Below are 25,197 nucleotides of genomic sequence, written 5' to 3'. Positions count from 1 at the left end.
GCTATGTCCCGTTTGCACGATAAACTCCTCCGGGAAGCCAGTGAAGAAACATTGCGCTTCATCACCCGCCGGCATTTCCTGCTGGACTGCGTGACCGGCCTCGGTGCCGCCGCGCTGGGCTCTTTTCTGACCAGCTGCGGCAGCAGTGCCGCTGCCGGGCCCGATTTCAGCGCCGATCCCATGGCGCCCCGCGCACCACATTTTCCCGGCAGGGCTAAAAGCGTGATATACCTGCATATGGCGGGCGCTCCTTCACAACTGGAACTTTTCGACTATAAGCCGGACCTGCAAAAGCTGCATAATCAGCTCTGCCCGCAGTCACTGCTGGAAGGTAAAAAGTTTGCGTTCATCCGCGGCGTGCCCAAAATGCTGGGGCCGCAGGCGGTCTTTGCGCAACATGGCGAATCACGGGCATGGGTATCCGATCATATGCCCCACTTCGCCACCATGGCCGACGAGGTGAGTTTCCTGAAAGCAGTGCAGACAGACCAGTTCAACCACGGCCCGGCGCAGCTGCTGATGCAAACCGGCAGCGCGCGGCTCGGCAGGCCCAGCATCGGTTCCTGGGTGACTTACGGTCTTGGTACGGAAAACAGTAACCTTCCCGGCTTTGTGGTGCTCACCTCCGGCGGTAAAACGCCCGATGCCGGCAAAAGCGTGTGGGGCAGCGGTTTCCTGCCGTCTGTTTACCAGGGCGTACAATGCCGCACCAAAGGCGATCCTGTGCTGTTCCTCACTGACCCGGAAGGCATGGACCGTAACCTCCGCAAACAATCTATCGACGCGATCAACGATATCAACCGTCAGGAATACGAAACATTCGGTGACCCGGAAACAATGGCCCGCATTTCACAATATGAGCTGGCGTACAAAATGCAGATCTCCGTTCCGGATGTAATGGACATCAACAAAGAACCGGCATACATCCATGAGATGTACGGCACGCAGCCCGGCAAAGAGTCTTTCGCCAACAACTGCCTGCTGGCGCGTAAGCTGGTGGAGAAAGGCGTACGTTTCGTACAGCTGTATGACTGGGGCTGGGACAGCCACGGCACCGACGAAAACCTCGCCATCGATTATGGTTTCCGCAACAAATGCCGGGAGATCGACCGCCCTATTACAGCACTGCTGAAAGATCTCAAACAACGCGGCCTGCTTGATGAGACGCTCGTAGTATGGGGTGGCGAATTCGGCCGTACGCCGATGCAGGAAAACCGTGACGGTAAAGACACCCCCTACCTCGGCCGTGACCACCACGTGGAAGCTTTTACCATGTGGATGGCCGGCGCCGGTATCAAAAAAGGCTTCACCTGGGGAGAAACAGACGAAATCGGTTACGCCGCCGTTAAAGGCAAAGTGGCCATCAACGATATACACGCTACCATCCTGCAACAGCTGGGGTTTGACCATGAGAAGCTGACCTACCAGTTCCAGGGCCGGCCTTTCCGGCTGACAGACGTAGGCGGACATGTGATCACGCCGATACTGGCTTAATATTTAAAATCAACCAATGCACACCAGCAGAAGAAATTTTCTCCGGCAGTCCGCCGTTATGAGCGGGGCGATGGCCCTTGCTACCCTACCCTCCTTTGCCGCCCGGCCGGCCAACGGCTACCGGCTGATCGTGATGGCCACCAACTGGGGCTATGCCGGCAGCATCGGTGATTTCTGCCGCGATGCCAAACAAGCCGGCTACGACGGCATCGAACTCTGGTGGCCGGGAGAGAAAGCCGCGCAACAGGCGCTGTTTGCCGCGCTGGACCAGCACAAGCTTCACGTAGGCTACCTGGCCGGCGGTCACGACAGCGACTATACGAAACATGCCGCGCAGTTTGAAGCGGCGCTTACCGCCGCTACCACCACAGGCCCTAAGCCGCTATACATCAACACCCAGTCCGGCAAAGACTATTTTACCTTTGACCAGAATGCCGCGCTGATCGACATCAGCACCCGCATCACGCAGCGCAACGGCGTTCCCGTGTACCACGAAACGCACCGTTCCCGCATGTTGTTTGCCGCCCATGTGGCGCGCCAGTTTATCGAAAAGAAGCCCGACCTGCGCCTCACGCTCGATATCTCCCACTGGTGCAACGTACATGAGTCGCTGCTGGAAGACCAGGCCGAAACCGTTGGCAAAGCGTTGGAGCGCGCCGGTCATATCCATGCCCGTATCGGTCATCCCGAAGGGCCGCAGGTCAACGATCCCCGGGCGCCCGAATGGGCCAATGCCGTAAAAGCGCATTTTAACTGGTGGGACCAGATCGTGCGCCGGCACCAGGAGGCGGGCAAACCGCTGACGATACTGACGGAGTTCGGTCCGGCCGATTACATGCCCACCCTGCCTTATACGCGGCAGCCGCTGGCCAACCAATGGGATATTAACGTATATATGATGCATCAACTCAAACAGCGCTACGGGAAGTAATGAAGATATTAGCCGCAACCGGAAACTGGAATCTATTCATCGGGAGGATACACCCGCTGATCGTACATCTGCCGATAGGTATCCTGATCATCGCCTTTGTATTGGCGCTGTTGTCACGCAGCAGCAAACGGGCCGGCCTGCGCGCCGCCCTGCCGCTATTATTGCTGGCAGCGGCCCTTTCCGCCGTCGCCAGCTGCGTGGCAGGTTACCTGTTATCGCTCGACGGTGGCTATGACGAACAACTGCTCAATACCCACCTGTGGCTGGGTATAGGCGTGGCCGTTAGCAGCACGCTGCTATGGCTGCTCACCGTGGCCCCCGCCGCCAAACGGCTGGCGCGCCTTGAGCTGCCGCTGTTTGCGCTGCTGCTGGTGCTGGTATCCGCCGCAGGGCACTATGGCGGGTCGCTCACACATGGCGACGATTACCTGCTGCAGGCCATGCCGCCGGCGTTGCAGTCTTTCGCCGGTAAAAAGACCGTCGCCGATAACGAAGCCGCCTATACGAATGTAGGCGATGCACGGGTATATGAAGACCTGGTAGCGCCGGTGCTGTCTACCCGCTGCTATGGCTGTCACAACGCCCGGAAACTAAAGGGGGGACTACGGCTGGAAACACTCGCCCTGATCCGCGAAGGGGGTGAACACGGACCTGTATTGAAAGACAGTATGCCGGAAGAAAGTGAATTGTTTAAGAGACTGGTGCTGCCTGATAACGACGAGCACCGTATGCCGCCCAAAGGCAAACCGCAGCTGTCACCCCGCGAGGTGGAGCTGCTTTACTGGTGGATCGCGCAGGGCGCGCCCACCGGTAAAACGGTGAAAGAACTGAAGCCCAATCCGCGTATACAGCTGGTATTGGAAGCAATGACGCCGGGCAAAGCGCTGGACCACAACGAGTTTGTGCCCGAGGCTACGCCGTCGGCGCCGGATAAAAAAAGTATAGAAGCCCTGGAGGCCAAAGGCGTGAAGGTATTGCCTGTGGCGGCCAACAGTCCTTTCGTGGCTGTCAGCTGTGTGAATGCGCCTGACTTCAGCGATGCAGATATGAAGCTGTTGCATCCCCTCCGGTCGCAACTGGTATGGCTGGACCTGTCCGGTACGCGCATCACCGACGCTGCGCTGGCAGACATTGGTCAGCTCTCCGCCCTCACCCGGCTGGAGCTGAAACAGACGGCTGTCAAAGGTTCCGCGGCAACGCCGCTGACAGGTTGCAGTGAGTTGCTGTATCTGAACCTGAGCGGTACCGCCTGTACGCCGGCTTTCCTGACGGCGCTGACAAAAAATAAAAAGTTGCAGCAGCTGTACCTCTACCAGGCTAACCCTGACGCCCATACGTTAAAACAACTGCGTCAGCAGCTGCCTAAACTCACCATCGATACCGGCGGCTACCGGCTGGAGCCACTGGCGTCAGATACGATCATCTACAAAAGGAAAACGGTCTAGAACCATTTCCGTTTATCGGGGTATTGCCGGACGTCGGTCATATTGTTTACCACCACTGCTACGAGTAACAGTATGGCCACTCCGGAGGCCACCGGCGACAACACATACCAGAAGCCCAGCTTCCGGATAGCCGGTGAGCCCGCAATCGCCAGCAGGGCCGTAGCGCCGCCCGGCGGATGCACTGTCTTGGTGACCTGCATCACCACCAGTGATGCCGCCACCGCCAACGCACAGGCCAGCCACTCCCATTCCGGCCAGGGCACCAGATAACCTACTGTTACCCCTACCACCGCACTCAATAAATGCCCACCCACCAGGTTGCGCGGCTGCGCCAGCGGACTTTGCGTATGACCATAAATTAACACCGCCGATGCGCCAAAAGAGCCTATCAGGAACAGGTTGTCCTTTACGGGGAGATAAAAGTGGCTCAACAAGCCAATACTGGCAATCCCTATAAAAGCACCTGTGAATGACCAGTAAATACTTTTTTTGTCGATTAATGTCTCGCGGTACATCACATACCGGGCAACTCTTATGCCGCGCCGCAGCCGGATGAACTTCGCTTTCTGATGATGTTCCCGGTGCACGGCCTTCTTTTCTTGTACAGATAACATTTTACTACCGTCAGCTTTCCTTTTGGGGCTGATTTCCGGGTGCGAAGATAAGGTAGAAAAATTTTTTTTCATCTGCGCAAAAAGACTGCGCACATGGTCTTGCATCTTTGTATCATCGAAGCGGTCAAGTAAAAGTTACTTCATCATTTGGGATTACTTTCACCATTATCGCTTCCCATAAAGCAGTCGTCTAATGGTTAAGACACCGGTATAGGAGTTCCGGAATTACCGGAAGAGGTCAACCGGGACTTACTTCCTGAGGGAACCGGGGATGTTGGTTCGAATCCAGCCTGCTTTTCTATCAAGGTCAATTGTTGCTTACTTCATTTTTCTGTTAAAAAATAGCGACAAAATTATCTGATTATAAAAATTGTAACGATGAACAAGATCCTAAAAGTAGCATTACGTCAACAGGCCGTTTATATTCCGGCAAACGCCATGAATGGCGCTGCAGGAATGAACCCCGATACCACCCTGCTGGTGGCCAATATGGCCAAACTGGGATTCGGCGTGTCCGAGCGGCTGTTACGCGCCCTGGAAAAAACCGATGCCGCCACGCATACACAGCTGCTGGAACATCTCCGGAAAGTGCTGGGTACAGATTTGAACTGGGCGCCGCTGGTAAAAAACTGGAGCGTACCTACGGGAGAATCCTATGCCGATCATCTCATCACTTATTTCACCAACTTACTGGGTCTTACCGGGGGGACAAGGCTGGCCTGCGGTTGCCTGATACCGCCCCATACTTTTCCGCTGGAACGTTATAATGGTTGCCCTTTCTGCGGCACACCGCTGGAAGCCGCTGCCATTGAGCATTACGGCCAGAATAAAAAACTGCGGGTATTAGACCTGTGGACACTGGAAGATGCGGAACAATACCTTGAAAATCTGCTGGCCTCCCGTACCGCGCTGGACGCCACCCAACAGAGCAGCCTGCGTCGTTTGCTGACGGAACTGCCGGTGCCGGAAGGAAAAATCGCTATGCGAGAAACAGCGATCACCGTTATCGATATCCTGGTACAGCAAGGCCGTGCAGAAAAAGCGCAGGCATTGTTTAACACGCCCACGGATATACTCCGTTACCTGTGGTTTAAACATACCGGTTTCCTGCAACTGGTAGCGCCGAAGACCATTATCGCGCGTACGCAGCGTAATGCGATCGGGCCCCGCGCCGGTAATAAAGACCTGTCCGGCAAAACCGCTGCTGCCGCTTCGCTGAAACTGAAATACCGCCGTGAAGATGCGCTGATGGCTGCTCGCTGGATCAACGGGCTGTCTATGGACGCCGCAAAGGTCTGCGCCGATATGCATCCTAAAAGACAGATGTGGGTACGTTTTATCCGCGCCCTGCGCCTGCCGGAATACAGCAAGCGTACCGGCTTTGAGCACCTGCGTACCATCCTGGATAAATTTTACCGGGAAGACTATGACGTGTGGCAGGGACGGCTGGACCAGTTCCGGCTGCGTTACGACGCTGCCAGCACCTTCTACCTGTTGCAGCAGCGGCCGGGATTATTTGCCCGCTCCCTGTTTGCCAATATGCTGTGGTTCGGGCCGGAAGTAACGATAGAAGCATTTTCCGCCATCGCCGACCAGGTGCCTGCCCGGCTCCTGTTCACCCTGCAGATGTACGCCGAATACTACTTCGACCCTGCTTCCATCCGTGTGGTAAGACCGCTCGGAGGTACCGCCAAAAGCCTGTCAGCCAATAAGCTGCTGGCCCTGTACACCGCGGAAGAACTGGAACAGATGCAGCTGGCAGTTGCCGGTCTGTGCCTGGAAGTCACCCGTAAACGTTTTGCTGCTATACCTGCCGCCGGCCGTACCATGTACATCGATCCGGCATTGTATAAAATACCGCTGGCCATCGGTGACCGCAGCGAGCAGGTACAGGACCTGCCGGCAGCCCTGATGGGGACCCGTTTCCCGCTGCAGGGAAATACCATCCGCCTGTTCATGCAATGGGGTAAAGGATTGCCTGCCCAGCACCTGGATATGGACCTGAGCTGCCAGATCAGCTATGAAGCGTCAACGGACTACTGTTCCTACAGCCGGCTGGTAACTACCGGTTGTAAACATAGCGGCGATATCCGCGCTATTCCTAACCAAATAGGGACCGCCGAGTACATTAACCTGGACGTAGAGCAACTGGCTGCCGCCGGCGCCCGCTACGTGACGTTCACCTGTAACGCCTTTAGCTCCGGAAGCCTGGTACCAGAGATGGTGGTGGGATGGATGGATAGCCGCCATAGCATGAAAATTTCCAACAAAACAGGCGTCGCCTACGATCCCTCCTGTGTGCAACACCAGGTGCGTATCACCCGCGGACTTGCCAAAGGCCTGGTCTTCGGTGTGCTCGACGTAGCCGCCCGTAACATCATCTGGCTGGAAATGCCTTATGAAGGACAGGTAGTACAGCAGCTGAACGGCAACAACGTGGCCGGTTTGCTGAAAAAGCTGGAACAGAAACTGACCATCGGGCAACTGCTGGAGATGAAAGCTGCCGCACAACAGCTGCAACTGGCCGATACCGCCGGCGCCGATGAGGTATACACTGCCCAATGGGCCATGGATACCGCCGCCGTGACACGATTGTTTGTTGATTAATTCCCGCAACAGCCCAGGGCTTTAGCCCTGGGCTGGTTTGTGTGGCCTCCGGGACCGGAGAAAGGACAGAGAAGGGAACCCGGGACAAGCTCCCGCCCCGGGCTACGTTGTACGGCCGCCCGGCCCTACCCTTTCGGATTTGGACGACATCATTGCTCCGGGCGTGAGCCGGGAATCTGGAACCCACGAACCTGTGTGTCATCCATGATTCCGAAAATTATCGTTATTTTCGGGCGATCATGCGCATGCCCAGGAACCTACTACTCCCCATATTGCTCTGTTGTAGTGTAACAGTAAACGCCCGTCAGGCCCCTACTTCCGGCAACAGTACCGACACCACGGCCCCGAGGGGGTTGTATCAGCGCGTGCTTCATTATCTTCAGCATACCAATGATGAAAGCAAACATAAAAAAGTAGATCTGAGTTTCATCGGAGGACCAGTGTATACCCCTGAAACCAGCGCAGGCATTGCCGTGATGGTGGCTGCGCAATACCGTACCGACCGGGCAGACACCCTGCTGCCGCTGTCCAATGTGGCCGTATACGGTTCTGTGGCGCTGACAGGATTTTATGGTCTGGGGCTTAACAGCACCACCATTTTTCCGAAAGACCGCTTCCGGCTGATGTTAAAAGCTTCTTTCAGCTCACGTCCTGACAAATACTGGGGAATTGGCTATGGGGCTGGTTCTTCCAAAGATGCGTATACCGACTACCTGTTGCTCACAGAGAAATTACAAGCCGACCTGGCCATCAACCTGAGCAACCGCTTTTATGCCGGTATCAGCACGCATGTGCAGAATGCGCAGGCCAAAGATATTGACACCGGCGCCGGTAAACCGTTGATGGAACCCAAACGGGTTTTCGGCATGGGCGCTGGCCCCTTTGTGGTTTACGACACCCGCGACTTTATTCCCAACCCCGCCCACGGGATGTACGCCCGGATAGGCTACCGCTTCTACCCTTCTTTTCTGGGTAACCGAACCGTTTTTTCTAAACTGGAACTGCAATTTGACTGGTACAAACGTCTCTGGAAAGGCAGCATCCTCGCGATGGATTTTTATGCAGAAGAACACAGTGGCGATGTGCCCTGGAACATGCTGGCGCAGGCTGGCGGCTCCAACCGGTTACGCGGCTACTATGAAGGCCGGTACCGGGACCGTAACTATATGGCCGGGCAGGTGGAACTGCGGCAACGCGTTTACCGCCGCAGCGGCGCCGTGGTATGGATAGGCGGTGGCAACGTATTTTCCCGCTTCAACGAACTCTCTTTCCAGCAAACACTTGTCAGTTATGGCATCGGCTATCGCTGGGAATTCAAAAACCGCGTCAATATCCGGCTGGACTACGGCCGCGGACAAGACCAGTCAGGCTTCTACTTCGGGGTCAACGAAGTTTTCTGATCCTATCGGTCACGTATATACGTTTTCCTGCTGCTATCTTTTTTCCGGAACACAGCTTATTTCGATACCCGTGATAAACGCATCAGGCGCCCGGCTTGTTTTCCATTTGTTTGATGATATTATTGACCTCCACTTCCGTGGCCCGCAGCTTCTGCTGGCAGAACTCTATCAGTACGGAAGCCCGTTTAACTTTTTCAGCCAGTATATCCACCGAAACGGTTTCATTCTCTATTTCTTCCGCTATTTGCTGTAGTTCGGTGTAGGCTGCTTCATATGTCAGTTCCTGGTTCATCATGTGGTGTTTTAGCGGTAACGGTTGCCTCCAGCGAAGCATCGTGCAGCCGGACGGTGATAGGGCTGCCAGCCTCCAGAGGCAGTGCGCTGTTAATAATTTTATCGCCTGCATATACTATGGCAAAACCACGCTTCAGTATATTGACAGGGCTCATAAGTTTGAATAATGTATCGTAGTGGGCCAGCTGTCCGCGCCTGTTCTGCATATACAGGCGGTTAAACGAACGGATGTTGGCGGTAATGTTCTGCAAGTCGTTCTGTTTGCCGGCGATCACCACCCGCGGCCTCGCCAGGATGGCGCCTGACAGCGTCAGCAACTCACGCTGGTGATGCTGCAACATGGAGCGGGAGCCGTGCGACACTACGTTATGATAATCGTGCAGCATTTCCCGCTGCCCCTGCAGGACAGTACGTGTTTGATTGATGACGGTAGCATTCAGCTGAGACAGCGCCTGGTAGTGGCTGGAAAAAAGCTGTTGCGCCCTGATCAGGATGGTATGCTGCAAATCCGACACGCCGTCTTCAAACGCCTTGTTGTGGGCAATGATCAGTTCCGCCGCTTTGGTAGGCGTTTTCACGGGACTGTGCGCCATCATGTCTGTGATGGTTTCATTTTTCTGGTGACCGATACCGGTGATGATGGGGATAGGGAATTTAGCCACGGCTCTTCCCAGCAGGAAGGTATCAAACAAAAGAAAGTCTGTTTGTGCGCCGCCGCCACGGATGATCACCACGGCATCGTAAGGCACGCCGCTGTTATAGACGTCTATCAGGCGTTGTTGCACCAGTTCCGCTTTTGATTCTCCCTGCACCACGGTGAAGTAGGTGTCTACCTGGAAAGCATATCCGAAACGGTTATGTTCCAGCGTATGCCGGAAGTCCTGGAAGCCGGCAGAGTTGCCAGAGGTGATCACCGCCAGTTTCTGGATCACGGCCCGGAAAGACAGCTGATTGTTGCGGGTCACATAGCGGTCGCCCACTTTACAGATGTAATCTGAACATTCGGCCAGCAGGCGCAGCAGCGTTTGTTGTTTCTGCTGTTCCAGCATACCGATGGTGAAGTTGGTGTCGATGTCCAGCAAGGTAATTTGCAGGCCATGCACCTGGTGATAGTTGACCGACACTTTCACCAGCACATGTATATCGTTTTTGAACTGCTGACCGGTCACGTATTCAAATTCCCGGATACGGATGGAGCCATTCCCCCAGGCCACGGCAGCCACTTTCGCCACGATGGCGCTGGAGTTCGTGTCTTTCTCCACCAGGTCGAAATAGTGGTAGCCTTTCTGTGCATAAAATGCATGGTTGGTCACGTCGGCCACCACCCAAAAAGTTTCTTCTCCAAATACGTTGGAGAGGACCTGTTGGATCCTGCCGGTCAGCGCTGACAATTTTATCGTCTCAGATGCAGTCATGGTGGACTGTAAAGATAGGGAAAAGCGCCGGCATACCGCAGCGCTGCTCACTTCAGTGCCGGACGCAGAATACGTTCGATGGTAGCGCTTTTCAGGTCTTTGCCGATAAACACCAATGTGGATGATGGTGGTGTATCGCCCCAGGTACCGGCCGGTACAATGCTGAGGTAGTTGCCGGTTGACTGTACCAGATATTTCTCCGGTTGATCTTTTACGGCCACATATCCTTTGATGCGGTATAACTGGTCGGTATACACGTTAAAATTCATTTCAAGCACAAAGGCCAGCATTTGCAGATCAAACGGCTGAGGTGATTCAAACAGTACGGTGTTGATCTTGTGGGGCGTTTTCTCCACCGGCATGGCGCAGGCGGTATCTCCAGCTGACAGACGGGCTGCCGGCGCCGGTATCCGGCGTTCCTGCGGCTGCAGGTCGGCCATGGCCACCAGGCCGTCGGCAGTGGCGGTGATGTATGCCAGCGGATTGATATTTTCCAGCAACGCCTGCAACCGTAGCTGTTCCGGCACCGGAAGATCTTTGGTTTTGTTCAGCACGATCACATCAGCGCAAGAGAGCTGTTTACCCACTTCCGTCACTTGCTCAAGGCGTGTTTCCACATTCTCCGCATCTGCCACGCAGACGGTAGACATCAGCCGGAAGCGGGCTTTCACGTCCGGAATGCTGAACATACCGATGATATTACCGGCGTCCGCGATGCCGGTCGTTTCTATAAACACCTGATCGGGCTGCTCTTCCAGTCTTAGAATGCCTCCCAGCACTTCCAGCAGTTCGTTATCGAGCGAGCAGCAGATGCAACCGCTGGTCAGCTCATAGATATTTTCTATCTGCGCCGCCACCAGCGATGCATCGATGTTCACTTTACCGAATTCGTTTTCGATGACGATATTGCGACGGTCGCGGCTCTGCTGCAGCAGCCCGTTGAGCAGCGTGGTTTTGCCCGCACCCAGGAAGCCGGTGAGCAGATATACGTTAATCGGATTCTTTTTTTGCATGGCTATCGTTGTAAAATCTCATAAAATAAATGCCAGCCGCTATCAGCGGTAAACTCAGCAGTTGTCCCATATTGAGCAGGTATGCACTTTCAAAAGCCTCCTGGTTTTCTTTCAGCAATTCGATCAAAAAACGGGCGCCAAACACCAATATCAGCAGGAGGCCGAAGATAAAACCCGGCTTTTGTATTCCTTTGTTTTTTTTATACAGGAAGATGAGCAGGCCGAAGATCAGCAGGTAGCAGAGCGCCTCATAGAGCTGCGCCGGGTGGCGGGGCAACAGGTCTTCCCGCACAAAGACTACCGCCCACGGCAACCGGGAGGGCTTACCGATGATTTCCGCATTAAAGAAATTGCCTGTCCGCACAAAAGCGCCTGCCAGCGGTATAACGATGGACAGCCTGTCCAGCATCCATATCAGCGGTACATGATAGCGACGGGCAAACAGCGCTGTCGCCGTTAATATACCGATGGCGCCACCATGGCTGGCGAGGCCCTGGTAGCCGGTCCACTTAAAGTGTCCGTTCTCCCGCCGGAACGGCAGCACTATTTCTGCCGGATGATACCGGAAATAATCCCATTCATAAAACAGGCAGTGTCCCAGCCGTGCGCCTACAATGGTGCCCACAACGACGTATACCAGCAGGCGGTCCGGCAACTCCCTGTTTTTTCCTTCCCGGTCAAACATATACCGCATCACCACATAACTCAGCACAAAGGCGGCCATAAAGGCTATGCTATAGTAGCGCAGGGCAAAACCGCCGATGTGGAATATCTCCGGCGATGGGTCCCATACCAGGTACAGCATCATTTCATTTTGCAACATAGTTGCAAATATAGTAAGTTTACACAAACTTAATTTGCAACATTGATGCATTTATTATGCAGCGATTACTTTTGTGCACCACAAACCGACATATGAAAAGGAGAGATTTTTTCAGGAACACCGCCCTTGGCGCCTTGGGAACAGCGCTGGCAGGGCCGTTAGGCGCCATAGGGCAGACGCAACAACGCAATGATAACCTTGACGCCTATGGCGACAGCACGGGCCATGCGCGCAACATTATCTTTATGGTCAGCGACGGTATGAGCAACGGTACGCTCACCATGGCCAGCCTGTTGCGGCAGCGCAAGGAAGGACGACAGAGTCACTGGTTACAGCTGTATGAAAGTGGTAAAGCTGCCCGGGCGCTCATGAGCACCGCCTCTGCCAGTTCGCTCGTCACCGACTCCGCGGCAGGCAGCTCCGCCTGGGGCGGCGGTGTACGCGTGCCTAATGGCAGTCTGAATGTAGGGGCAGACGGCACCCATTACACGCCTATCCTGCAAAAATTCAAAAAAGCCGGCAAAGCTACCGGCTGCGTCACCTCCGTGCCCATTACGCACGCCACTCCGGCAGGGTTCTGTATCAACAACAGTCACCGTGGCGATATGGCCGAAATTGCCCGACAGTATCTGCCTTTGCGGTTTGACGTTATGCTGGGCGGCGGCCGGGAATACTTCCTTCCCGGCACCCGAAAAGATAAGCAGGACCTGCTGCAACAATATAAAACCAACGGTTACACGGTGGCAGACAACCGCGACGCCCTGCTGCAGCTTCCCCTGTCTCCTGCCGTGCCGGTCATCGGCGCCTTCTGTGAAAACGGTCTTCCCTATGCGCTGGACCGGGAACAGGACGCCACGCTCCGGCAACAGCTGCCAACCCTCGCCGAAATGACCACCCAGGCTATCCGTCGCCTGTCACTTCATCCGAAAGGGTTTATGCTACAGGTGGAGGGCGGCAAAGTCGACTGGGCAGCCCATGCCAACGATGCCGCCGCATTGCTGTACGATCAGCTGGCCTTCGACGACGCTATTAAAGTAGTGCTGGACTTTGCGGAAGCAGACAAAAACACGCTCGTGATCATCACTACCGACCACGGCAACGCCAATCCTGGTCTGTATTACAGCGACAAAACCGACGACCGCTTCGATAAACTGCAGCATATGCGTCATACCAATGACTGGATACTGAATGGTATTCAGCGTGACACTACCCCCGCCGCGCTGATAGCACGGATAGAACATGCACAGGGCATCGTGATCACGCCAGCGGAAGCGGCTGCCGTGCTGACGCACTATACCCGTCCCGACGGCGAAGGGTTATACAATCCCCGTAAGCTGCCATTTAAAGAACTGGCCGCCATTCAAAGCACCCACACCGCCATCAGCTGGGGAGGCATGGACCATACGGCCGATTATGCGGAACTGGCCATGACCGGGCCTGGAAGCGCCATGCTGCCGTCATTTGTGAAAAATGCAGACCTGCACCGGTTCATGCTGCAGGCAGCCGGCATCTGAGCATTTGGACATTTGGTTATTGATGCGCTGAATACTACAATATTGAAATAACCAAATGTCCAAATAGCCAAATATTTCTATCTTTGGCAGCATGTCACTTTTTATCACGTCATTGAACTCGGGGAGCAACGGTAACTGTTATTATATCGGTAACGGGCAGGAAGCAGTGTTGATTGATGCAGGTATCTCCTGCCGGGAAACGGAAAAGCGGATGACCCGCCTGGGGCTGTCGATGACGAAAGTGAAAGCCATCTTCATCTCCCACGAACATTCGGACCACATCAGGGGAGTAACAGTGTTGGCGAAAAAACACCAGTTACCGGTATATATCACGCAGAGCACACTGGCCGGCGGTAACCTCGCCCTGCAAAGAGTAATGCCGTTTTTGGCGTATCAACCGGTACAGGTAGGCGGTCTTACCGTCACCGCCTTTCCCAAACACCACGACGCCGTGGAGCCGCATAGTTTCATGGTCTCCGGTAATCAGATCAACATCGGCATCTTTACGGATATCGGCGCTCCCTGCGAGCACGTGCTAAGCCATTTCCGGCAATGCCACGCCGCCTTCCTCGAAGCCAACTACGATGAGCAGATGCTGGAACAGGGCCGGTACCCTTACTACCTGAAGAACCGTATCCGTGGCGGAAAAGGGCACCTGTCCAACCGGCAGGCGCTGGAGATATTCACCCAGCACCGCCCTTCGTTCATGACACACCTCCTGCTCTCCCACCTGTCGCAGGACAACAATAATCCTCACCTGGTGCAACAGCTGTTTGACCAGCACGCCAACGGCACACAGATCATCGTGGCTTCCCGCCACGCGGAAACAGCCGTGTTCCAGATACAAGCTACCAGCTTTGCGGAAAATGCTGTAACAGCCCCGCTATAATGTACACCAGGGGCAACGACGCCAGGTAAACATATTTCCAGGCCGCCCGCTTTTTACCGCGTGCCAGCCCTACCAGGACCACCACATCGCCAATCAGTAACAGCAACAATACCGGGCTGAAAAAAAATGACATGAACAGCAATTCATCCCAGTAGTCCCAGATGTTAAGGGGATGGTAAGTCCGCTTCCAGAGGCGGGGGGTAAGCCGGCGCTCCGACAGGTACTCCTTAAAAGCTGTTTCGCTGGTAAAACGCTGTACCGCGCAACGTCCTTCATCGATCACGTAAAACGTGCCCTCTCCTTCTCCGATAATTTGATTTTTGTAGAAATACCAGGTCTTCAGGGCCAGGGAGCTATTAGTGGAATCACAGCCTTCCCCGTAGAAAAAAGCCATCGCGGGAGCGGTCCCGTCATATTCCATTTTATGGCCGCCGGGCGTGGATTCATTCCAGGCAGACAAACCTCCGGCATAAGTGGGGGCGCTTAACAGCAGACAGCCGCAGCATAACAACAACAGATGTAAACAGTTTCTCATTTTTCTTAAAAATAGCGTCGAAGATACACAAATCCGCTGGCATGTTTATAGTGGAAGGTTGGATATAAAACCTTGCAGCTATGAATACAAACACAGCCACCGTAGAAACACTCAACGATCTCATCGGCATCAATAATGACCGTATTTCCGGATATGAAAAAGCGCTGAAGGACATTAAAGGCAAAGACGCCGATCTGCAGGAGCTTTTCACGCATATGATCGATGAAAGCCGCACCATGCGGAATGCATTGGGCAAAGAAGTCCAGGGATTGGGCGGAGAGATGGAAACAGGCAAGACTACCGGCGGGAAGTTATACCACGCCTGGATGGAGCTGAAGAGCGTATTCACCGGTCATGACCGTCATGCTATTCTTTCCGACTGTGAAACGGAAGAAGATGCCGCTATGCGCGCCTATACGCAGGCCTTACAGGAAGACTACCTACCGGCTTATCTGCGCGAAATGCTCACCCGGCAGCGGTCTACCCTGAAAACGGAACATGACAGGATAAAAAAGATGCGGGATGCACAGGCATAGGCACATTCTGCGATATTAATCCTTTTGACGCCAATACTTTAGCAGCGGGATTCTTTATCTTAGTAGCAGCATATCCCAAATTGAAGCCGTTATGTTACTACTACTGAAAAACCTGCTCCGGCTGGCTGCGCACCTGCTTAAAGCCATCTGGCTGTTCTTTCCCGGGATTATCTTCCTCCTGCTGATCATTTTCATCTGCTGGTCGCTGGACCAGGGCAAAGACGTAATTGTTGCCTATACGGAAAACACCTATCGTGAACGGATCGTTTTTTTCCTGGCCATTGGGTTCTGGGTGTATGTGAGCTGGTATTCGTCCAGGATCATCGCCTACATCAAACGCACCCGGCTGATCGCCGACGTAAAGGACGAAGCCCAGATCACCGATGCCGCGGCCACCAGGGCCTACAACGACCATAATGACCGTTTTCCTGTCAGCCAGCCTTTTCTCGATGAATTTCCGAGGGTATTGGGGCATTGTTGTTTCCTGTTACTGGAACTGGCCATGTTGCAATCGCCGGTATTGTTCCATCCGCTGAGCAGCACGGTAAGCTGGATCATTTTTGTTGCGGCGCTTACGCTGCTGTATTTTCTCAACAGGCCGCTCAACAGGCTGTCGATGCAACCGGCTTTCCGGAAGGTCTTTATGGTGCTGCTGATTTCCTGGCTGGCCACCGTGATCGCCACCAGCTTTATACCCCGCATCAGTATTCTTTTGTTACTGGCGCTGCTGGTGCTGTTGCACGCCCTGTTCCTGCTGTATACCCATCTGCGGCGGGTAGAACTGGATATCTCCGCCCGGAAAAGCCTGCTGCTCACGCATACGCCGCTGGACAGCATCATGAGCTACTTTTTTATCCCGCGCACAGAAAAGAGTTTCTTCCGCTGGTTTATCCTTATCGGTTGCGCGGCGCTCGTCACCTATGTGGCCGCTATTTACAGTCTCGGTTTTGCGAGGCGGCTGGGACCATTCCCCTTTCTGTTGCTCGCATTCGGCATGTTGTTGTTATTTGGCAACATTGTCACCGCCTTGTCTGTCCGCTACCGAATCAGCTTTCATGTTCTTTTTATCGTCACCGCGCTGATTTTCGGGCTGAAGGAAACGCATTACGTAAAACTAACCACCGCCAAAAACGGTAACCACTATGAAGCCAGGCCATCGTTGGACACCTACCTGCGGGCATGGCTGCGTACCCGTCCTGTGATGGCCGACAGCACCTATGACGTGTATTTTGTGATGGCCAACGGCGGCGCCTCCCGGTCAGCCTATTGGACCGCCGCGGTACTGGGTGAGATAGAAGACGCCAGTATCCGTCAGCTGCCGGAAGACCGCTTTTCCCGCCACGTTTTCTGCCTGTCAGGCACTTCCGGCGGCGGCGTAGGTGTAGCCACCTTCTTTTCCATGCTGAGAGACAGAACCCATGAGCAGCCGCTCTACGCTAAATCAGCCATGACCTATCTGAAACAGGACTATTTCAGCTACACCTTTGCGCGGATGCTGGGACCGGATTTTTTCCGGTATATCATCCGCACGTCCCGGGCAGCTGACCGCGCTGCTGCACTGGAAGAGTCGTTCGAACGCAGTGCCGACATCGCCGGGGATTCCCTGTACCGGGTGCCCTTCGACGCTGCCATGTCGTCCTTCCCGGCCATGCAGGCAGACACGGTGTTCCTACCCGTACTGTGTATCAACACCACCCGTATGCAGGACGGCAATCCCGGCGTTGTCACCAACCTCCAGCTGGATGCAGGCATCTTCAACAACCGCGTGGACGTACTCAGCTTACTACGGAACGATTCCGACATTACAATTACCTCCGGCGCCATATTGGGCGCACGGTTCCCCTACCTAAGCCCTGCCGGCAGGATACAGAACCAATACTTCGTGGATGGCGGTTACTTCGATAATTCCGGCGCCGGCGTTATCCAGGAAATCATCCGCGGTATTATCAACATAGGGGAAGACGACCGGCATTTGCATGGAGACAGCAGCCTGTTATATCAACAGATCAGCCGTCTGCACTTCAAAGTGCTGCACATCACCAACAGTCCTGTTATTCCCGGCGAAGCACATTTCCGCTCCGTGGCGCCGATCAAAAATGATCTGTTTGCACCGATACTGACCATCGCCGGCGCCTACGGCATGCAGACTACGGTCAACGATATACGGCTTTCACACTATGTCAGCGATATCAATGACTACTATTACAAAAAAGCCTCCTACGTGCAGATACCTTTGTACAAAGACAGCCTGGAGTGGCAGCAGGACCCGTTAAGAAAAAGGTTCCCCAAAGGAGAACCTTCCTATACCATGAACTGGTTTATGTCGGATACGACTATACGGAGAATCAACATACGGCTGGCCAACAATACAGCGCTCACCGAATTTATCAGCAGCCTGAAAAACAGGTAGTACGGACTCCTATTTTATCAGCATTTTACGATAACGCCGGTATCCCCACCAGCCCAATACCGCCATGATCATCAGCGGCCATATGTTCACAAAAAACAGGAGCAGGTCACGCAGCATATTGGCGCCGCCTGCTACAGCAGTGCGCAGCTCCGCCCCAAAGCCGGCGCGGGACACGTAATGCGGATTAATGACTGTTTCCACGCTGGCAGCCTGCGACTGGAACAGTTCCACGGTGAAGGTAGCATAAGCCACATCATCGAGAAGTTTCAGGTTGGAAATACTTCTGTCGATTTTTGTTTCTTCCTGTTGATCTTCGTATTTCGCTACGTCCAGTGTAGTCGTATTTTTGTTTGTTGTTATGGTGCCCGCGGAGTGACCTGCCTTTTTATTCTTCAGTGCATTGGCCAGGTACGCAAGCGTATAATCCTGGTCTGTCAATGCGCGGTGATCGATAAACGCCGCCATAGCCGTGAGGGTGTTCACCACGGAATCCAGGCTGGCCACCGGCACGCGCAGTGTGAGGTTGGCCGTGGGCGTGTACAATTGCATGCGGCGCAGCGAGTCGCTGGTATAAGGAAGGTCGTACTGTTTTGCATACTCGTTCTTCAGCGTACTTTCCACCACAATGCCCTGTACCGAAGACACTACCTGCTCCATGCGGGTAGAAGCCCGGAACACGTCTGTTACACGGCATCGTACATCCGCCGTGCGTATACGTTTACGGGATGCGGAAGTTAACCGGGACATTTCATTGGAAAAATTCGTGGAATCTGCGGTAGCTACATAATCGCCGGCATTTTTTTCGGCCGCCGGAGCGGCATTCTCATGATAGTAGGCAGATTTGTTGTTGCCACAGGCGGCAAGAGCAAAAGCGGGAATAACTAAATAACGGATTGGGATACGCATAAGGGTGATTTTTCCGTTTATACCCATAGCCGGGGAAAGGTAACCTTTCTGAAATGTTAAAAAAATCACAACCGGAAAAAAACAGATAAATAAAGTTATCTTTCATTGATGAAAAAAAGTTTTAACCTTATCGCCATCAGTTTAAGTCTGCTGATGCTGGGCGCCTGCAGTGAACAGCGGGACTACGGGCCTTTTACGGTCATCACCAGCAAGCAGCGGTACAACAACTGGGATACGGGCAATAAAAACACACTTTACAACTACCGTATCCGCTATAAGGGACGCAACATCTCCCCCGCCGATGTCACCAACCGGTCCAACGAATCGGGTTACTACATCAGCGTGCAACCGTTAGACAGCCTGCCCGGCAAGCTGCTGGTGCACATTGCACAAACTTTTAATTTCCCCGTATACCTGATAGAAGAACAACAGGGGAAACCCCGCTACTGGTTTCTTTACAACAACGGCAACCAGCTGCCTTATCAATTATTACAGGACAGGTACCTGGTACATGAAAAAGCATTTTCTCCGGAGGAAGGATATTTTCAAAACACCATTTTCGATCTGTCGGAAGACAAACAATATCCTTACCGGATGCCGGTATCTTCCGTGGCTTATGACGTAGCGCCCGACCAGCGCGCTATTGCGGCCGTCAGTGGTTTCTTTGACAAAGACACCTGCCTGATCAATACCATTTCTCTTTCTGATAACAGTATTACGAGCCAGGCAGTTCCTGCTGCACTGCAACAGTTGTTGCGCGAAAAGCTCAACGACCGTATGACGGCCGGCGAGCGCAAAGCTTTTTTTGACCGGTATTTCCGCTGGGAACTCCAGCAGGGTAAATACCGCGCTGTCTTAAAACACTAGTCCATCCGCGAGGGACTTACCCCGAAATGTTTGCTGAATTCTTTGCTGAAATGTTGTACTGTTGTATAACCTGTTTCATAAGCTACCGCTGTTACAGACAGCTCTTTTTTCTTCAGCAGTTGCCGCGCCATCTCCAAACGGTGCTCTCTCAGATAACCAAACACACTGTTATTAAACACCTTTCTGAAACCCGCTTTCAGTTTGAACTCGTTGAGGCCTGTCAGCCGTGCCAGCTGGCCCAGTGACGGCGGATGATGAATATCTGCCAGCAGGCATTCCCTTGCCGCATGTATTTTTCGTATATCCGTATCAGATAGTTTTATTTTTTTGGGTGCAGGGCATTCCGGTTGCTCCTGTTGTTCGAAACGGAGCAATAATAATTCCAGCGCTTTGGTTTGCAAATACAGGTCTTTCATCCTGCCCTGAAAGCGGCAGGTATGGATATCATGGATGGCGGCCTGCATCTGCCGGGTGACGGGCAGGTTTTCCAGTTGTTCCCAGTCTTTTCCTGCCACCATATTATTAGCAGTCTGGTAGAGAGAGGGTCCGGCGTCTTCCGCCAGTTGCAGGAAGCGTTCCGGCGTGAACCCCACGAGCAGCAGCTGCAGGTCCTGCTGCTGGTAGAAAACACTTGTCTGCGGGTTATAGGGATTACGAAAGAAGTTATGCTGTCCTTCTGCGAAGCGGTGTGTAAGTGAGCTATCATGGCCTTTGGCGGTAATCTTTCCCTGCTGCACGAACACCATTCCGGGAATTGGCGCGTCCATTCCGCTGACAACATGAATATCCTGGTGTACGTTGATCGTACATTGCGCCACATGTATGCCTTCATAATAATGCTGCCGCAGGCTGATGTCCCAGAAAGGGGTTTGCGCCTTTCTGTCTGTGGTCATCATCAGGTCTTCCATCTGCATACTTTTCTCATCTATAAATATCACATCGCCGGTGTTGTTTCTGAATGTATTGGCCATAAAAAAATCCGTTTAGCGTAAAAGTCAATCCGTTTACCGCAACATTATCCTTTGTAATTGCTGTCATTTTGCATAGTGCAGCGGTCGTGGTACCGACACTTCAGCGGGCAGTTACCCTGTCCGCGGGTGATGCTTTAACTTTTTTTTAACCAATGCGTATAAAATCCAACCCTCATCCCGCGGGGTTTGCGTGGATCATTTATTTCCTGTTATACAGGGTGATGCGTTACCGTTATGCGGAGGTGATACAGAATTTGTCCCGTTCGTTTCCGGAGAAGTCTTACGGCGAGATCCGGCGGACGGCGATTGATTTTTACCGTCATTTCAGCCGGTTGTTTGCAGAGATGCCCTTGCTGATGACGATGCCGCGCCGTCACATCGGGCGGCGGCTGGTATTGCATAACGCGTCTTTGATTGAGGATTACCAGGCACAGGGCCGGCCGGTGATCGTGATGCTGGGGCATTACGGCAACTGGGAGTGTTTATCGATGTTGCCGGCCTTATTGCGCTGTCCGGTATATGGCGTATTCAAACCGCTGAGCAATCGTTTTTTCGACCGGTTGATGAAGCGGATACGCTCCCGTTTCGGGTTGCAGCTACTGACGATGGAAGAGGCGCCGCGGTACCTGTTACAGCGCAGACTGCCGCCCGGGGCTTATGTTTTTGTGGCGGACCAGTCGCCGCCGCAGGGCAAACATATGGTGGACTTCCTGCATCAGCCTACGCCGGTGATCACGGGTACGGAGCGGCTGGCCAAAGCGGTGGACGCCGCGGTGGTGTATGCTGTTATCCGCAGGCAGGAGGGGCATTCCTGGGAGATGTGCTTTTCGCTGATCACCGATCAGCCGGCCACCGAAGCACCTTTAGAAATTACACGCATTTTTAACGCCCGCCTGGAACAGGACATCTGCCAGTCACCCGCCTACTGGCTGTGGACTCACCGGCGCTGGAAAACAAACCTACGGTCATGAATACACTGTTTTTAATACTTTACTGTCTGGCTGCGGCCGGACTGGCTGTCCTGCTGATGCTGGCAGCGCTGTTATACCTGATGATGATACAGCACCAGGAGGGGCCGCAATAAAAAAGCTGCCGGCATCCGGCGGGGGCAAGACCTCCGCCGGAACGCAGCAGCTTTTAAATATGATAGACAGACTTATTTCGTCAGTTTCACCCGTACAGCGTTAGGACCTTTGTGTCCCATCTCCACCTCAAAAGTGACCCTGGAGTTTTCCCGTACCCGGTCCAGCAGTCCATTCACATGCACAAAGATGCTTTCCTGTGTTCTCTGGTCTTTAATGAAGCCGTAGCCTTTGGATTCGTTGAAGAAGGTGACCACCCCGGTCCGGATCAGGCTGGCAGGTTCTTCTTCCTGCTTACGCGCCACACCGATCTGAATGTCTTCCAGGTTAACTTCTCTCTTTTTGTTGGGGTCCGGAGGTGTGGAGGTAATATTACCATCCTCATCGATGTAGGCCATCATGTCTTCCAAACTCTTTCCTTTTTTACTGTTCGCCAGCCTTTCTTCTTTTTTCTCCTGTTTTTCTCTTTGTTTTTGCTGTTTTCTTTTTTCGACTTCTTTTTTACTGAGATTTTCCTTTTTACCGGAGTTTTCTGATTTGTTCATAATTTTTTATTTGCCGGAAGATGGTCCCTGTTCAGTTTTTTAAAGGGCCCATTTACCGTCCTCGAAGATACAAAAAAAACATATACCACACGATATCTCAAAGACGCTGGCAGCATACATTTCATGACGGCCGGTAAATCCGGAAAACGCATAAAATTTAATCATATATCATGCCGGGCGGGTCGAAAGTAATGATCACATCCCTGAAAGGATATACCATCCCGGGCGGGTCGAAAGTAATGATCACATCCCTGAAAGGATATACCCTCCCGGGCGGGTCGAAAGTAGTGATCACATCCCTGAAAGGATATACCTTCCCGGGCGGGTCGAAAGTAATGATCACATCCCTGCGAGGATGCTTTCAAAAACGTTCCATGACTCGCCGCAGTCCGGGCAGCTGGCGGTACCGAACAGGTAAGGCCAGTGGTCCTTCAGGGTGGGCATGTCCAGCTGTGAAAGGACGTGATACCCCCAGGCATAGCTGTTGGCCGCCGTGATGGTGGTACTCTCCCATGAGGGCGTTGGGTCAGGATGGGGCGTGATGGGAAATGCCTCCTGCTCTTTGTGAAAAGCCGGGTCTTCCCGGAAACACAGCAGCCGGTCTTCTTTGGGCCATATAAATGTATCTGTGCCACAGGCTTCACAATGTGCGATATACTCCTCCCCGCTGTTATACCGGATAAAGACGCGGGCGAAAGCACGTTGTCCGTAGGCTACGGCCATTGCCGCCAAAAAGTAGGTCTTATCGTCTTCCTCCGACCCGGCGCGGGCCACAGGCAATAGGGTCGTACACAGCGCAGGCAGCTGCTCTAAAGCCAGCAGGTAGTCATTATAGATACTGCGTATCTGCCCGGGTGTGACATTGGTATTATCCCTGTATTCTGCCGGGATGGTATCCCGCAGCGGGGGATTGTAATCCTCCGAAATCAGCACGGCAAGGTTGCAGAGCATATCGAGCTGCATCTCCGCATCGGTACTGTCGACCACCAGTTCCAGCAGGTGAGGAATGGCTGCAAACGTATTTTCATACAGCGTATTCTGATGATAAATTCTTTCCCAGATAATATCGTCCAGCAGTTCTTTGGAATAAGCTGCTTTTAATCCGGCAATGGCTTCCGGCAGGCTTTCGTCTATGCCGTACGGGCCGCTCAGGAATTGCCAGGCCCTGTCATCGAGTGTTAACATGGGGGGCAAGATACACATCTCCCTAAAAAGAAAAACGGGGAACTTCATCATTTTATTAAATATCCCGGGTGTTTCTTATCTGCAGAAAGGACGCGGTCCCGATAAAGTAAGTATCGTCAATCCTTCGCAAACCGTATAATCATTTCCGTTACCTGGAAGCTGCTGCGCGCGGGCTTCTTCTCTCCTGGCACCACCAGTCTGAAAGGCCCTTTCCCCGCAGGCAGTGGCTGCCCGCCGGATTCATCCGCCAGTATCACAACCCTGTCGGTAAAACTGCTATCCAGCTCGGCCAGCGAGAACAGCACCTCATAGCCATCCGCACAACGCACCAGCAGGTATTTGCTGAGGTTTTCCCCTCTTAACGTTTTACCGGTGGTGACGCCCGCCTGTTCCAGGATGACCTGTACCGGTACGCCTGTATAGGCGTGATCGTTACCATCGCGGTCTTTGAGGGAAACGGTGGCGCGCTTCATCTGGCGCAGGGTTTCAGGATAGAGCGCCAGCGGGCGGGCAACCTCCCCGGAAACTTTCACTACCGGCTGCTGTTGCGCCATGGCAGTCATTCCTGTAATCAGCAGCAGTGTTATAAGACAGTTCTTTATCATCAGCTTAATGATGGTTAAAAGGATTGGAAAAACGCGGGTCGGTGATAAATGTTGAATCTGTGAGCAGCTGCAAAAAGGCCAGCAGGTCTTTTTTCTCCTGCGTTGTCAGGCGCAGCGGCTGTTGCAGAAAAGGGCTCAGTGTTTCACTGTGGGCGATATGTTCGCTGTAGTGATCGATCACACTTTCCAGGTCGGGGAAACGGCCGTCGTGCATGTAGGGGGCCGTCAGTGCGATATTACGCAGGGTGGCCACCCGGAAACGGCCTTTGTCATACGCCTGGCCGGTAACCTGCTGCCGGCCGCCATCGGGCGGAAGGCTGTCCAGCCCATTGTTATGGAACAGGTCACTGTATGTTTTGGGGCCTCCGTGGCAATGCCCGCAACCTGCGCCACGGATGCCGCGCGCAGTATCTGTATTGGCGTAAAAGAGCGCCATACCACTGCTTTCCGAGGCCGATGGCCGGTATTTCCCTTGTAAATACTGATCATAGCGGGAATTGGCAGAGATCAGCGTGCGTTCAAACTGGGCCAGCGCTTTAACGATGCGTTCGCCCGTGATGCTGTCTGACCCGAAAGCGCGGCGGAACAGCCGCGGATAACCTTTTATCTGTCGCAGCCCAACGGCGGAAACATCCAATGGCTGCCCCATTTCATGCGGCGCCGTCAGGGGTGTCAGGGCCTGTTCCTCCAGGCTTCCGGCCCGGCCGTCCCAGAAAAGCTGCCGTACCCACGGCAGATTGGCCAGCGACATGGTGTTACGGGGCTGTAGCACCCCATCGGCGCCGGCGCTGAACCGCTGACCGTCTGTAAAGGCTTTTGCCTGCTGGTGGCAGGTGGCACAGCTCATTTGCCGGTTGACAGACAGCGCCTTTTCGTAAAACAGCCGCCGGCCCAGCTGTATCCCTTCTTCGGTTAACGGGTTGTCTGCCGGCAGGAACACGCGGCTGCCGAAATAGTCCGGCCACGACAGCGCAACCGGCACTGGCCCCTGCCCGGCAGGCAACTGCGCTGCCATGATCACCATCGTCAGCAACAACCCTGTAATCATCGTTTTACGGGACAACACTTTTTTTACGCGTAAATATAACAGAAAGCGGTCAACGTTTCCTTAAGGCG

24 protein-coding genes and 1 tRNA gene are annotated in these 25,197 nt (G+C 53.7%); 12 read left to right on the top strand and 13 right to left on the bottom strand.

The genetic code is table 11. The annotated features are described in order from the left end of the window. The first annotated feature begins 3 nt into the window (after positions 1 to 3). The 3 genes from B5D63_RS08095 to B5D63_RS08085 are packed head-to-tail and all read left to right on the top strand — an operon-like array spanning position 4 to position 3,870. Complete coding sequence (locus B5D63_RS08095; protein ID WP_078668203.1) at positions 4 to 1,494, top strand: DUF1501 domain-containing protein; 1,491 nt, start codon at positions 4 to 6, stop codon at positions 1,492 to 1,494. 16 nt (positions 1,495 to 1,510) lie between these two features. Beyond that, positions 1,511 to 2,425, top strand: a complete 915-nt coding sequence (locus B5D63_RS08090; RefSeq protein WP_078668202.1) for a TIM barrel protein — start codon at positions 1,511 to 1,513, stop codon at positions 2,423 to 2,425. Continuing rightward, positions 2,425 to 3,870, top strand: a complete 1,446-nt coding sequence (locus tag B5D63_RS08085) for a c-type cytochrome domain-containing protein (RefSeq protein WP_078668201.1) — start codon at positions 2,425 to 2,427, stop codon at positions 3,868 to 3,870. Before B5D63_RS08090 ends, B5D63_RS08085 begins: the two co-directional genes overlap by 1 nt. On the opposite strand, the gene B5D63_RS08080 is transcribed toward B5D63_RS08085, so the two are convergent. After that, positions 3,867 to 4,484 carry an HPP family protein gene (locus B5D63_RS08080; RefSeq protein WP_078668582.1) on the bottom strand — a complete coding sequence of 206 codons (618 nt, stop codon included), beginning with the start codon at positions 4,482 to 4,484 and terminating at the stop codon, positions 3,867 to 3,869. The two genes, B5D63_RS08085 and B5D63_RS08080, sit on opposite strands and share 4 nt — an antisense overlap. A 179-nt stretch (positions 4,485 to 4,663) precedes the next feature. Here B5D63_RS08080 and B5D63_RS34965 point away from each other — a divergent pair. The 3 genes from B5D63_RS34965 (at position 4,664) to B5D63_RS08070 (ending at position 8,491) form a co-directional block, all read left to right on the top strand. Continuing rightward, a tRNA-OTHER gene (locus B5D63_RS34965) sits at positions 4,664 to 4,782 on the top strand. Positions 4,783 to 4,862: 80 nt separating this feature from the next. Continuing rightward, positions 4,863 to 7,091, top strand: a complete 2,229-nt coding sequence (locus B5D63_RS08075; protein ID WP_078668200.1) for a hypothetical protein — start codon at positions 4,863 to 4,865, stop codon at positions 7,089 to 7,091. Positions 7,092 to 7,330: 239 nt separating this feature from the next. After that, positions 7,331 to 8,491 (top strand): BamA/TamA family outer membrane protein, encoded by a 1,161-nt coding sequence (locus tag B5D63_RS08070; RefSeq protein WP_078668199.1) that lies wholly within the window; start codon positions 7,331 to 7,333, stop codon positions 8,489 to 8,491. 82 nt (positions 8,492 to 8,573) lie between these two features. On the opposite strand, the gene xseB is transcribed toward B5D63_RS08070, so the two are convergent. From xseB to lgt, 4 genes are read right to left on the bottom strand one after another with little or no spacing between them, the layout of a single operon-like run. After that, the gene (gene xseB / locus B5D63_RS08065; RefSeq protein WP_078668198.1) at positions 8,574 to 8,786 is read right to left on the bottom strand and encodes an exodeoxyribonuclease VII small subunit; all 213 of its coding nucleotides are present in this window, start codon (positions 8,784 to 8,786) and stop codon (positions 8,574 to 8,576) included. Next, on the bottom strand, positions 8,761 to 10,200 hold the full coding sequence (xseA, locus tag B5D63_RS08060) for an exodeoxyribonuclease VII large subunit (protein WP_078668197.1): 1,440 nt from the start codon (positions 10,198 to 10,200) through the stop codon (positions 8,761 to 8,763). Before xseA ends, xseB begins: the two co-directional genes overlap by 26 nt. A 47-nt stretch (positions 10,201 to 10,247) precedes the next feature. Then, a complete protein-coding gene (locus B5D63_RS08055; RefSeq protein ID WP_078668196.1) occupies positions 10,248 to 11,213 on the bottom strand; it encodes a CobW family GTP-binding protein in 966 nt (321 codons plus the stop codon). Beyond that, positions 11,191 to 12,036, bottom strand: coding sequence for a prolipoprotein diacylglyceryl transferase (gene lgt / locus B5D63_RS08050; protein ID WP_200816931.1), 846 nt, complete (start codon positions 12,034 to 12,036; stop codon positions 11,191 to 11,193). The genes B5D63_RS08055 and lgt overlap by 23 nt, the downstream gene beginning before the upstream one ends. A 92-nt stretch (positions 12,037 to 12,128) precedes the next feature. Here lgt and B5D63_RS08045 point away from each other — a divergent pair, with 92 nt between their 5' ends. Together B5D63_RS08045 and B5D63_RS08040 are read left to right on the top strand one after the other, a co-directional pair. Beyond that, positions 12,129 to 13,550 (top strand): alkaline phosphatase, encoded by a 1,422-nt coding sequence (locus B5D63_RS08045; protein ID WP_078668195.1) that lies wholly within the window; start codon positions 12,129 to 12,131, stop codon positions 13,548 to 13,550. 91 nt (positions 13,551 to 13,641) lie between these two features. Continuing rightward, positions 13,642 to 14,439, top strand: coding sequence for an MBL fold metallo-hydrolase (locus B5D63_RS08040; protein WP_078668194.1), 798 nt, complete (start codon positions 13,642 to 13,644; stop codon positions 14,437 to 14,439). Here B5D63_RS08040 and B5D63_RS08035 read toward each other — a convergent pair. Continuing rightward, complete coding sequence (locus tag B5D63_RS08035; protein WP_143312810.1) at positions 14,399 to 14,974, bottom strand: hypothetical protein; 576 nt, start codon at positions 14,972 to 14,974, stop codon at positions 14,399 to 14,401. The genes B5D63_RS08040 and B5D63_RS08035 overlap by 41 nt on opposite strands. 80 nt (positions 14,975 to 15,054) lie before the next feature. Here B5D63_RS08035 and B5D63_RS08030 point away from each other — a divergent pair, with 80 nt between their 5' ends. Together B5D63_RS08030 and B5D63_RS08025 are read left to right on the top strand one after the other, a co-directional pair. Further along, positions 15,055 to 15,510, top strand: coding sequence for a PA2169 family four-helix-bundle protein (locus tag B5D63_RS08030; protein ID WP_078668192.1), 456 nt, complete (start codon positions 15,055 to 15,057; stop codon positions 15,508 to 15,510). Positions 15,511 to 15,601: 91 nt separating this feature from the next. Continuing rightward, positions 15,602 to 17,920 carry a patatin-like phospholipase family protein gene (locus B5D63_RS08025; protein ID WP_078668191.1) on the top strand — a complete coding sequence of 773 codons (2,319 nt, stop codon included), beginning with the start codon at positions 15,602 to 15,604 and terminating at the stop codon, positions 17,918 to 17,920. A 9-nt stretch (positions 17,921 to 17,929) separates the two neighbouring features. Here B5D63_RS08025 and B5D63_RS08020 read toward each other — a convergent pair whose 3' ends face one another. Further along, a complete protein-coding gene (locus B5D63_RS08020; RefSeq protein ID WP_159455934.1) occupies positions 17,930 to 18,826 on the bottom strand; it encodes a DUF4349 domain-containing protein in 897 nt (298 codons plus the stop codon). Positions 18,827 to 18,934: 108 nt separating this feature from the next. On the opposite strand from B5D63_RS08020, the gene B5D63_RS08015 reads away from it, so the two are divergent. Continuing rightward, complete coding sequence (locus B5D63_RS08015) at positions 18,935 to 19,693, top strand: hypothetical protein (protein ID WP_078668189.1); 759 nt, start codon at positions 18,935 to 18,937, stop codon at positions 19,691 to 19,693. Here the strand turns inward: B5D63_RS08015 and B5D63_RS08010 are convergent. Beyond that, positions 19,690 to 20,664 carry a helix-turn-helix transcriptional regulator gene (locus tag B5D63_RS08010; protein WP_078668188.1) on the bottom strand — a complete coding sequence of 325 codons (975 nt, stop codon included), beginning with the start codon at positions 20,662 to 20,664 and terminating at the stop codon, positions 19,690 to 19,692. The two genes, B5D63_RS08015 and B5D63_RS08010, sit on opposite strands and share 4 nt — an antisense overlap. A gap of 152 nt (positions 20,665 to 20,816) precedes the next feature. On the opposite strand from B5D63_RS08010, the gene B5D63_RS08005 reads away from it, so the two are divergent. After that, the gene (locus tag B5D63_RS08005) at positions 20,817 to 21,635 is read left to right on the top strand and encodes a lysophospholipid acyltransferase family protein (RefSeq protein WP_078668187.1); all 819 of its coding nucleotides are present in this window, start codon (positions 20,817 to 20,819) and stop codon (positions 21,633 to 21,635) included. Positions 21,636 to 21,820: 185 nt separating this feature from the next. On the opposite strand, the gene B5D63_RS08000 is transcribed toward B5D63_RS08005, so the two are convergent. The 5 genes from B5D63_RS08000 to B5D63_RS07980 all read right to left on the bottom strand — a co-directional run bounded on the left by B5D63_RS08000 (position 21,821) and on the right by B5D63_RS07980 (position 25,129). Continuing rightward, the gene (locus B5D63_RS08000) at positions 21,821 to 22,291 is read right to left on the bottom strand and encodes a cold-shock protein (RefSeq protein ID WP_078668186.1); all 471 of its coding nucleotides are present in this window, start codon (positions 22,289 to 22,291) and stop codon (positions 21,821 to 21,823) included. A gap of 157 nt (positions 22,292 to 22,448) precedes the next feature. Next, on the bottom strand, positions 22,449 to 22,634 hold the full coding sequence (locus tag B5D63_RS07995; protein ID WP_078668185.1) for a hypothetical protein: 186 nt from the start codon (positions 22,632 to 22,634) through the stop codon (positions 22,449 to 22,451). Continuing rightward, positions 22,631 to 23,476 (bottom strand): hypothetical protein, encoded by an 846-nt coding sequence (locus tag B5D63_RS07990; RefSeq protein ID WP_143312809.1) that lies wholly within the window; start codon positions 23,474 to 23,476, stop codon positions 22,631 to 22,633. Before B5D63_RS07990 ends, B5D63_RS07995 begins: the two co-directional genes overlap by 4 nt. Positions 23,477 to 23,592: 116 nt before the next feature. Next, positions 23,593 to 24,081 (bottom strand): molybdopterin-dependent oxidoreductase, encoded by a 489-nt coding sequence (locus B5D63_RS07985; RefSeq protein WP_143312808.1) that lies wholly within the window; start codon positions 24,079 to 24,081, stop codon positions 23,593 to 23,595. Positions 24,082 to 24,085: 4 nt separating this feature from the next. Further along, positions 24,086 to 25,129, bottom strand: a complete 1,044-nt coding sequence (locus tag B5D63_RS07980) for a cytochrome-c peroxidase (protein ID WP_078668183.1) — start codon at positions 25,127 to 25,129, stop codon at positions 24,086 to 24,088. Positions 25,130 to 25,197: the final 68 nt, after the last annotated feature.

The sequence above is a fragment of the Chitinophaga eiseniae genome (genome assembly GCF_900167135.1).
GTDB classification, from domain to species: domain Bacteria; phylum Bacteroidota; class Bacteroidia; order Chitinophagales; family Chitinophagaceae; genus Chitinophaga; species Chitinophaga eiseniae.
This window is presented reverse-complemented; position numbering and strand designations above follow the sequence as displayed.

Bases quoted from the DNA above. Each gene is read 5' to 3' on its own strand.
- B5D63_RS08095 (WP_078668203.1), top strand. From the start codon at position 4: ATGTCCCGTTTGCACGATAAACTCCTCCGGGAAGCCAGTGAAGAAACA.
- B5D63_RS07980 (WP_078668183.1), bottom strand. From the start codon at position 25,129: ATGATTACAGGGTTGTTGCTGACGATGGTGATCATGGCAGCGCAGTTG.
- B5D63_RS08000 (WP_078668186.1), bottom strand. From the start codon at position 22,291: ATGAACAAATCAGAAAACTCCGGTAAAAAGGAAAATCTCAGTAAAAAA.
- xseB (WP_078668198.1), bottom strand. From the start codon at position 8,786: ATGATGAACCAGGAACTGACATATGAAGCAGCCTACACCGAACTACAG.
- B5D63_RS08030 (WP_078668192.1), top strand. From the start codon at position 15,055: ATGAATACAAACACAGCCACCGTAGAAACACTCAACGATCTCATCGGC.
- B5D63_RS08025 (WP_078668191.1), top strand. From the start codon at position 15,602: ATGTTACTACTACTGAAAAACCTGCTCCGGCTGGCTGCGCACCTGCTT.
- lgt (WP_200816931.1), bottom strand. From the start codon at position 12,036: ATGTTGCAAAATGAAATGATGCTGTACCTGGTATGGGACCCATCGCCG.
- B5D63_RS08045 (WP_078668195.1), top strand. From the start codon at position 12,129: ATGAAAAGGAGAGATTTTTTCAGGAACACCGCCCTTGGCGCCTTGGGA.
- B5D63_RS08085 (WP_078668201.1), top strand. From the start codon at position 2,425: ATGAAGATATTAGCCGCAACCGGAAACTGGAATCTATTCATCGGGAGG.
- B5D63_RS08055 (WP_078668196.1), bottom strand. From the start codon at position 11,213: ATGCAAAAAAAGAATCCGATTAACGTATATCTGCTCACCGGCTTCCTG.
- B5D63_RS08015 (WP_078668189.1), top strand. From the start codon at position 18,935: ATGAAAAAAAGTTTTAACCTTATCGCCATCAGTTTAAGTCTGCTGATG.
- B5D63_RS08005 (WP_078668187.1), top strand. From the start codon at position 20,817: ATGCGTATAAAATCCAACCCTCATCCCGCGGGGTTTGCGTGGATCATT.
- B5D63_RS08070 (WP_078668199.1), top strand. From the start codon at position 7,331: ATGCGCATGCCCAGGAACCTACTACTCCCCATATTGCTCTGTTGTAGT.
- B5D63_RS08035 (WP_143312810.1), bottom strand. From the start codon at position 14,974: ATGAGAAACTGTTTACATCTGTTGTTGTTATGCTGCGGCTGTCTGCTG.
- B5D63_RS07990 (WP_143312809.1), bottom strand. From the start codon at position 23,476: ATGTTAACACTCGATGACAGGGCCTGGCAATTCCTGAGCGGCCCGTAC.
- B5D63_RS07985 (WP_143312808.1), bottom strand. From the start codon at position 24,081: ATGATAAAGAACTGTCTTATAACACTGCTGCTGATTACAGGAATGACT.
- B5D63_RS08090 (WP_078668202.1), top strand. From the start codon at position 1,511: ATGCACACCAGCAGAAGAAATTTTCTCCGGCAGTCCGCCGTTATGAGC.
- B5D63_RS08040 (WP_078668194.1), top strand. From the start codon at position 13,642: ATGTCACTTTTTATCACGTCATTGAACTCGGGGAGCAACGGTAACTGT.
- B5D63_RS08020 (WP_159455934.1), bottom strand. From the start codon at position 18,826: ATGCGTATCCCAATCCGTTATTTAGTTATTCCCGCTTTTGCTCTTGCC.
- B5D63_RS08010 (WP_078668188.1), bottom strand. From the start codon at position 20,664: ATGGCCAATACATTCAGAAACAACACCGGCGATGTGATATTTATAGAT.
- xseA (WP_078668197.1), bottom strand. From the start codon at position 10,200: ATGACTGCATCTGAGACGATAAAATTGTCAGCGCTGACCGGCAGGATC.
- B5D63_RS08080 (WP_078668582.1), bottom strand. From the start codon at position 4,484: ATGTTATCTGTACAAGAAAAGAAGGCCGTGCACCGGGAACATCATCAG.
- B5D63_RS08075 (WP_078668200.1), top strand. From the start codon at position 4,863: ATGAACAAGATCCTAAAAGTAGCATTACGTCAACAGGCCGTTTATATT.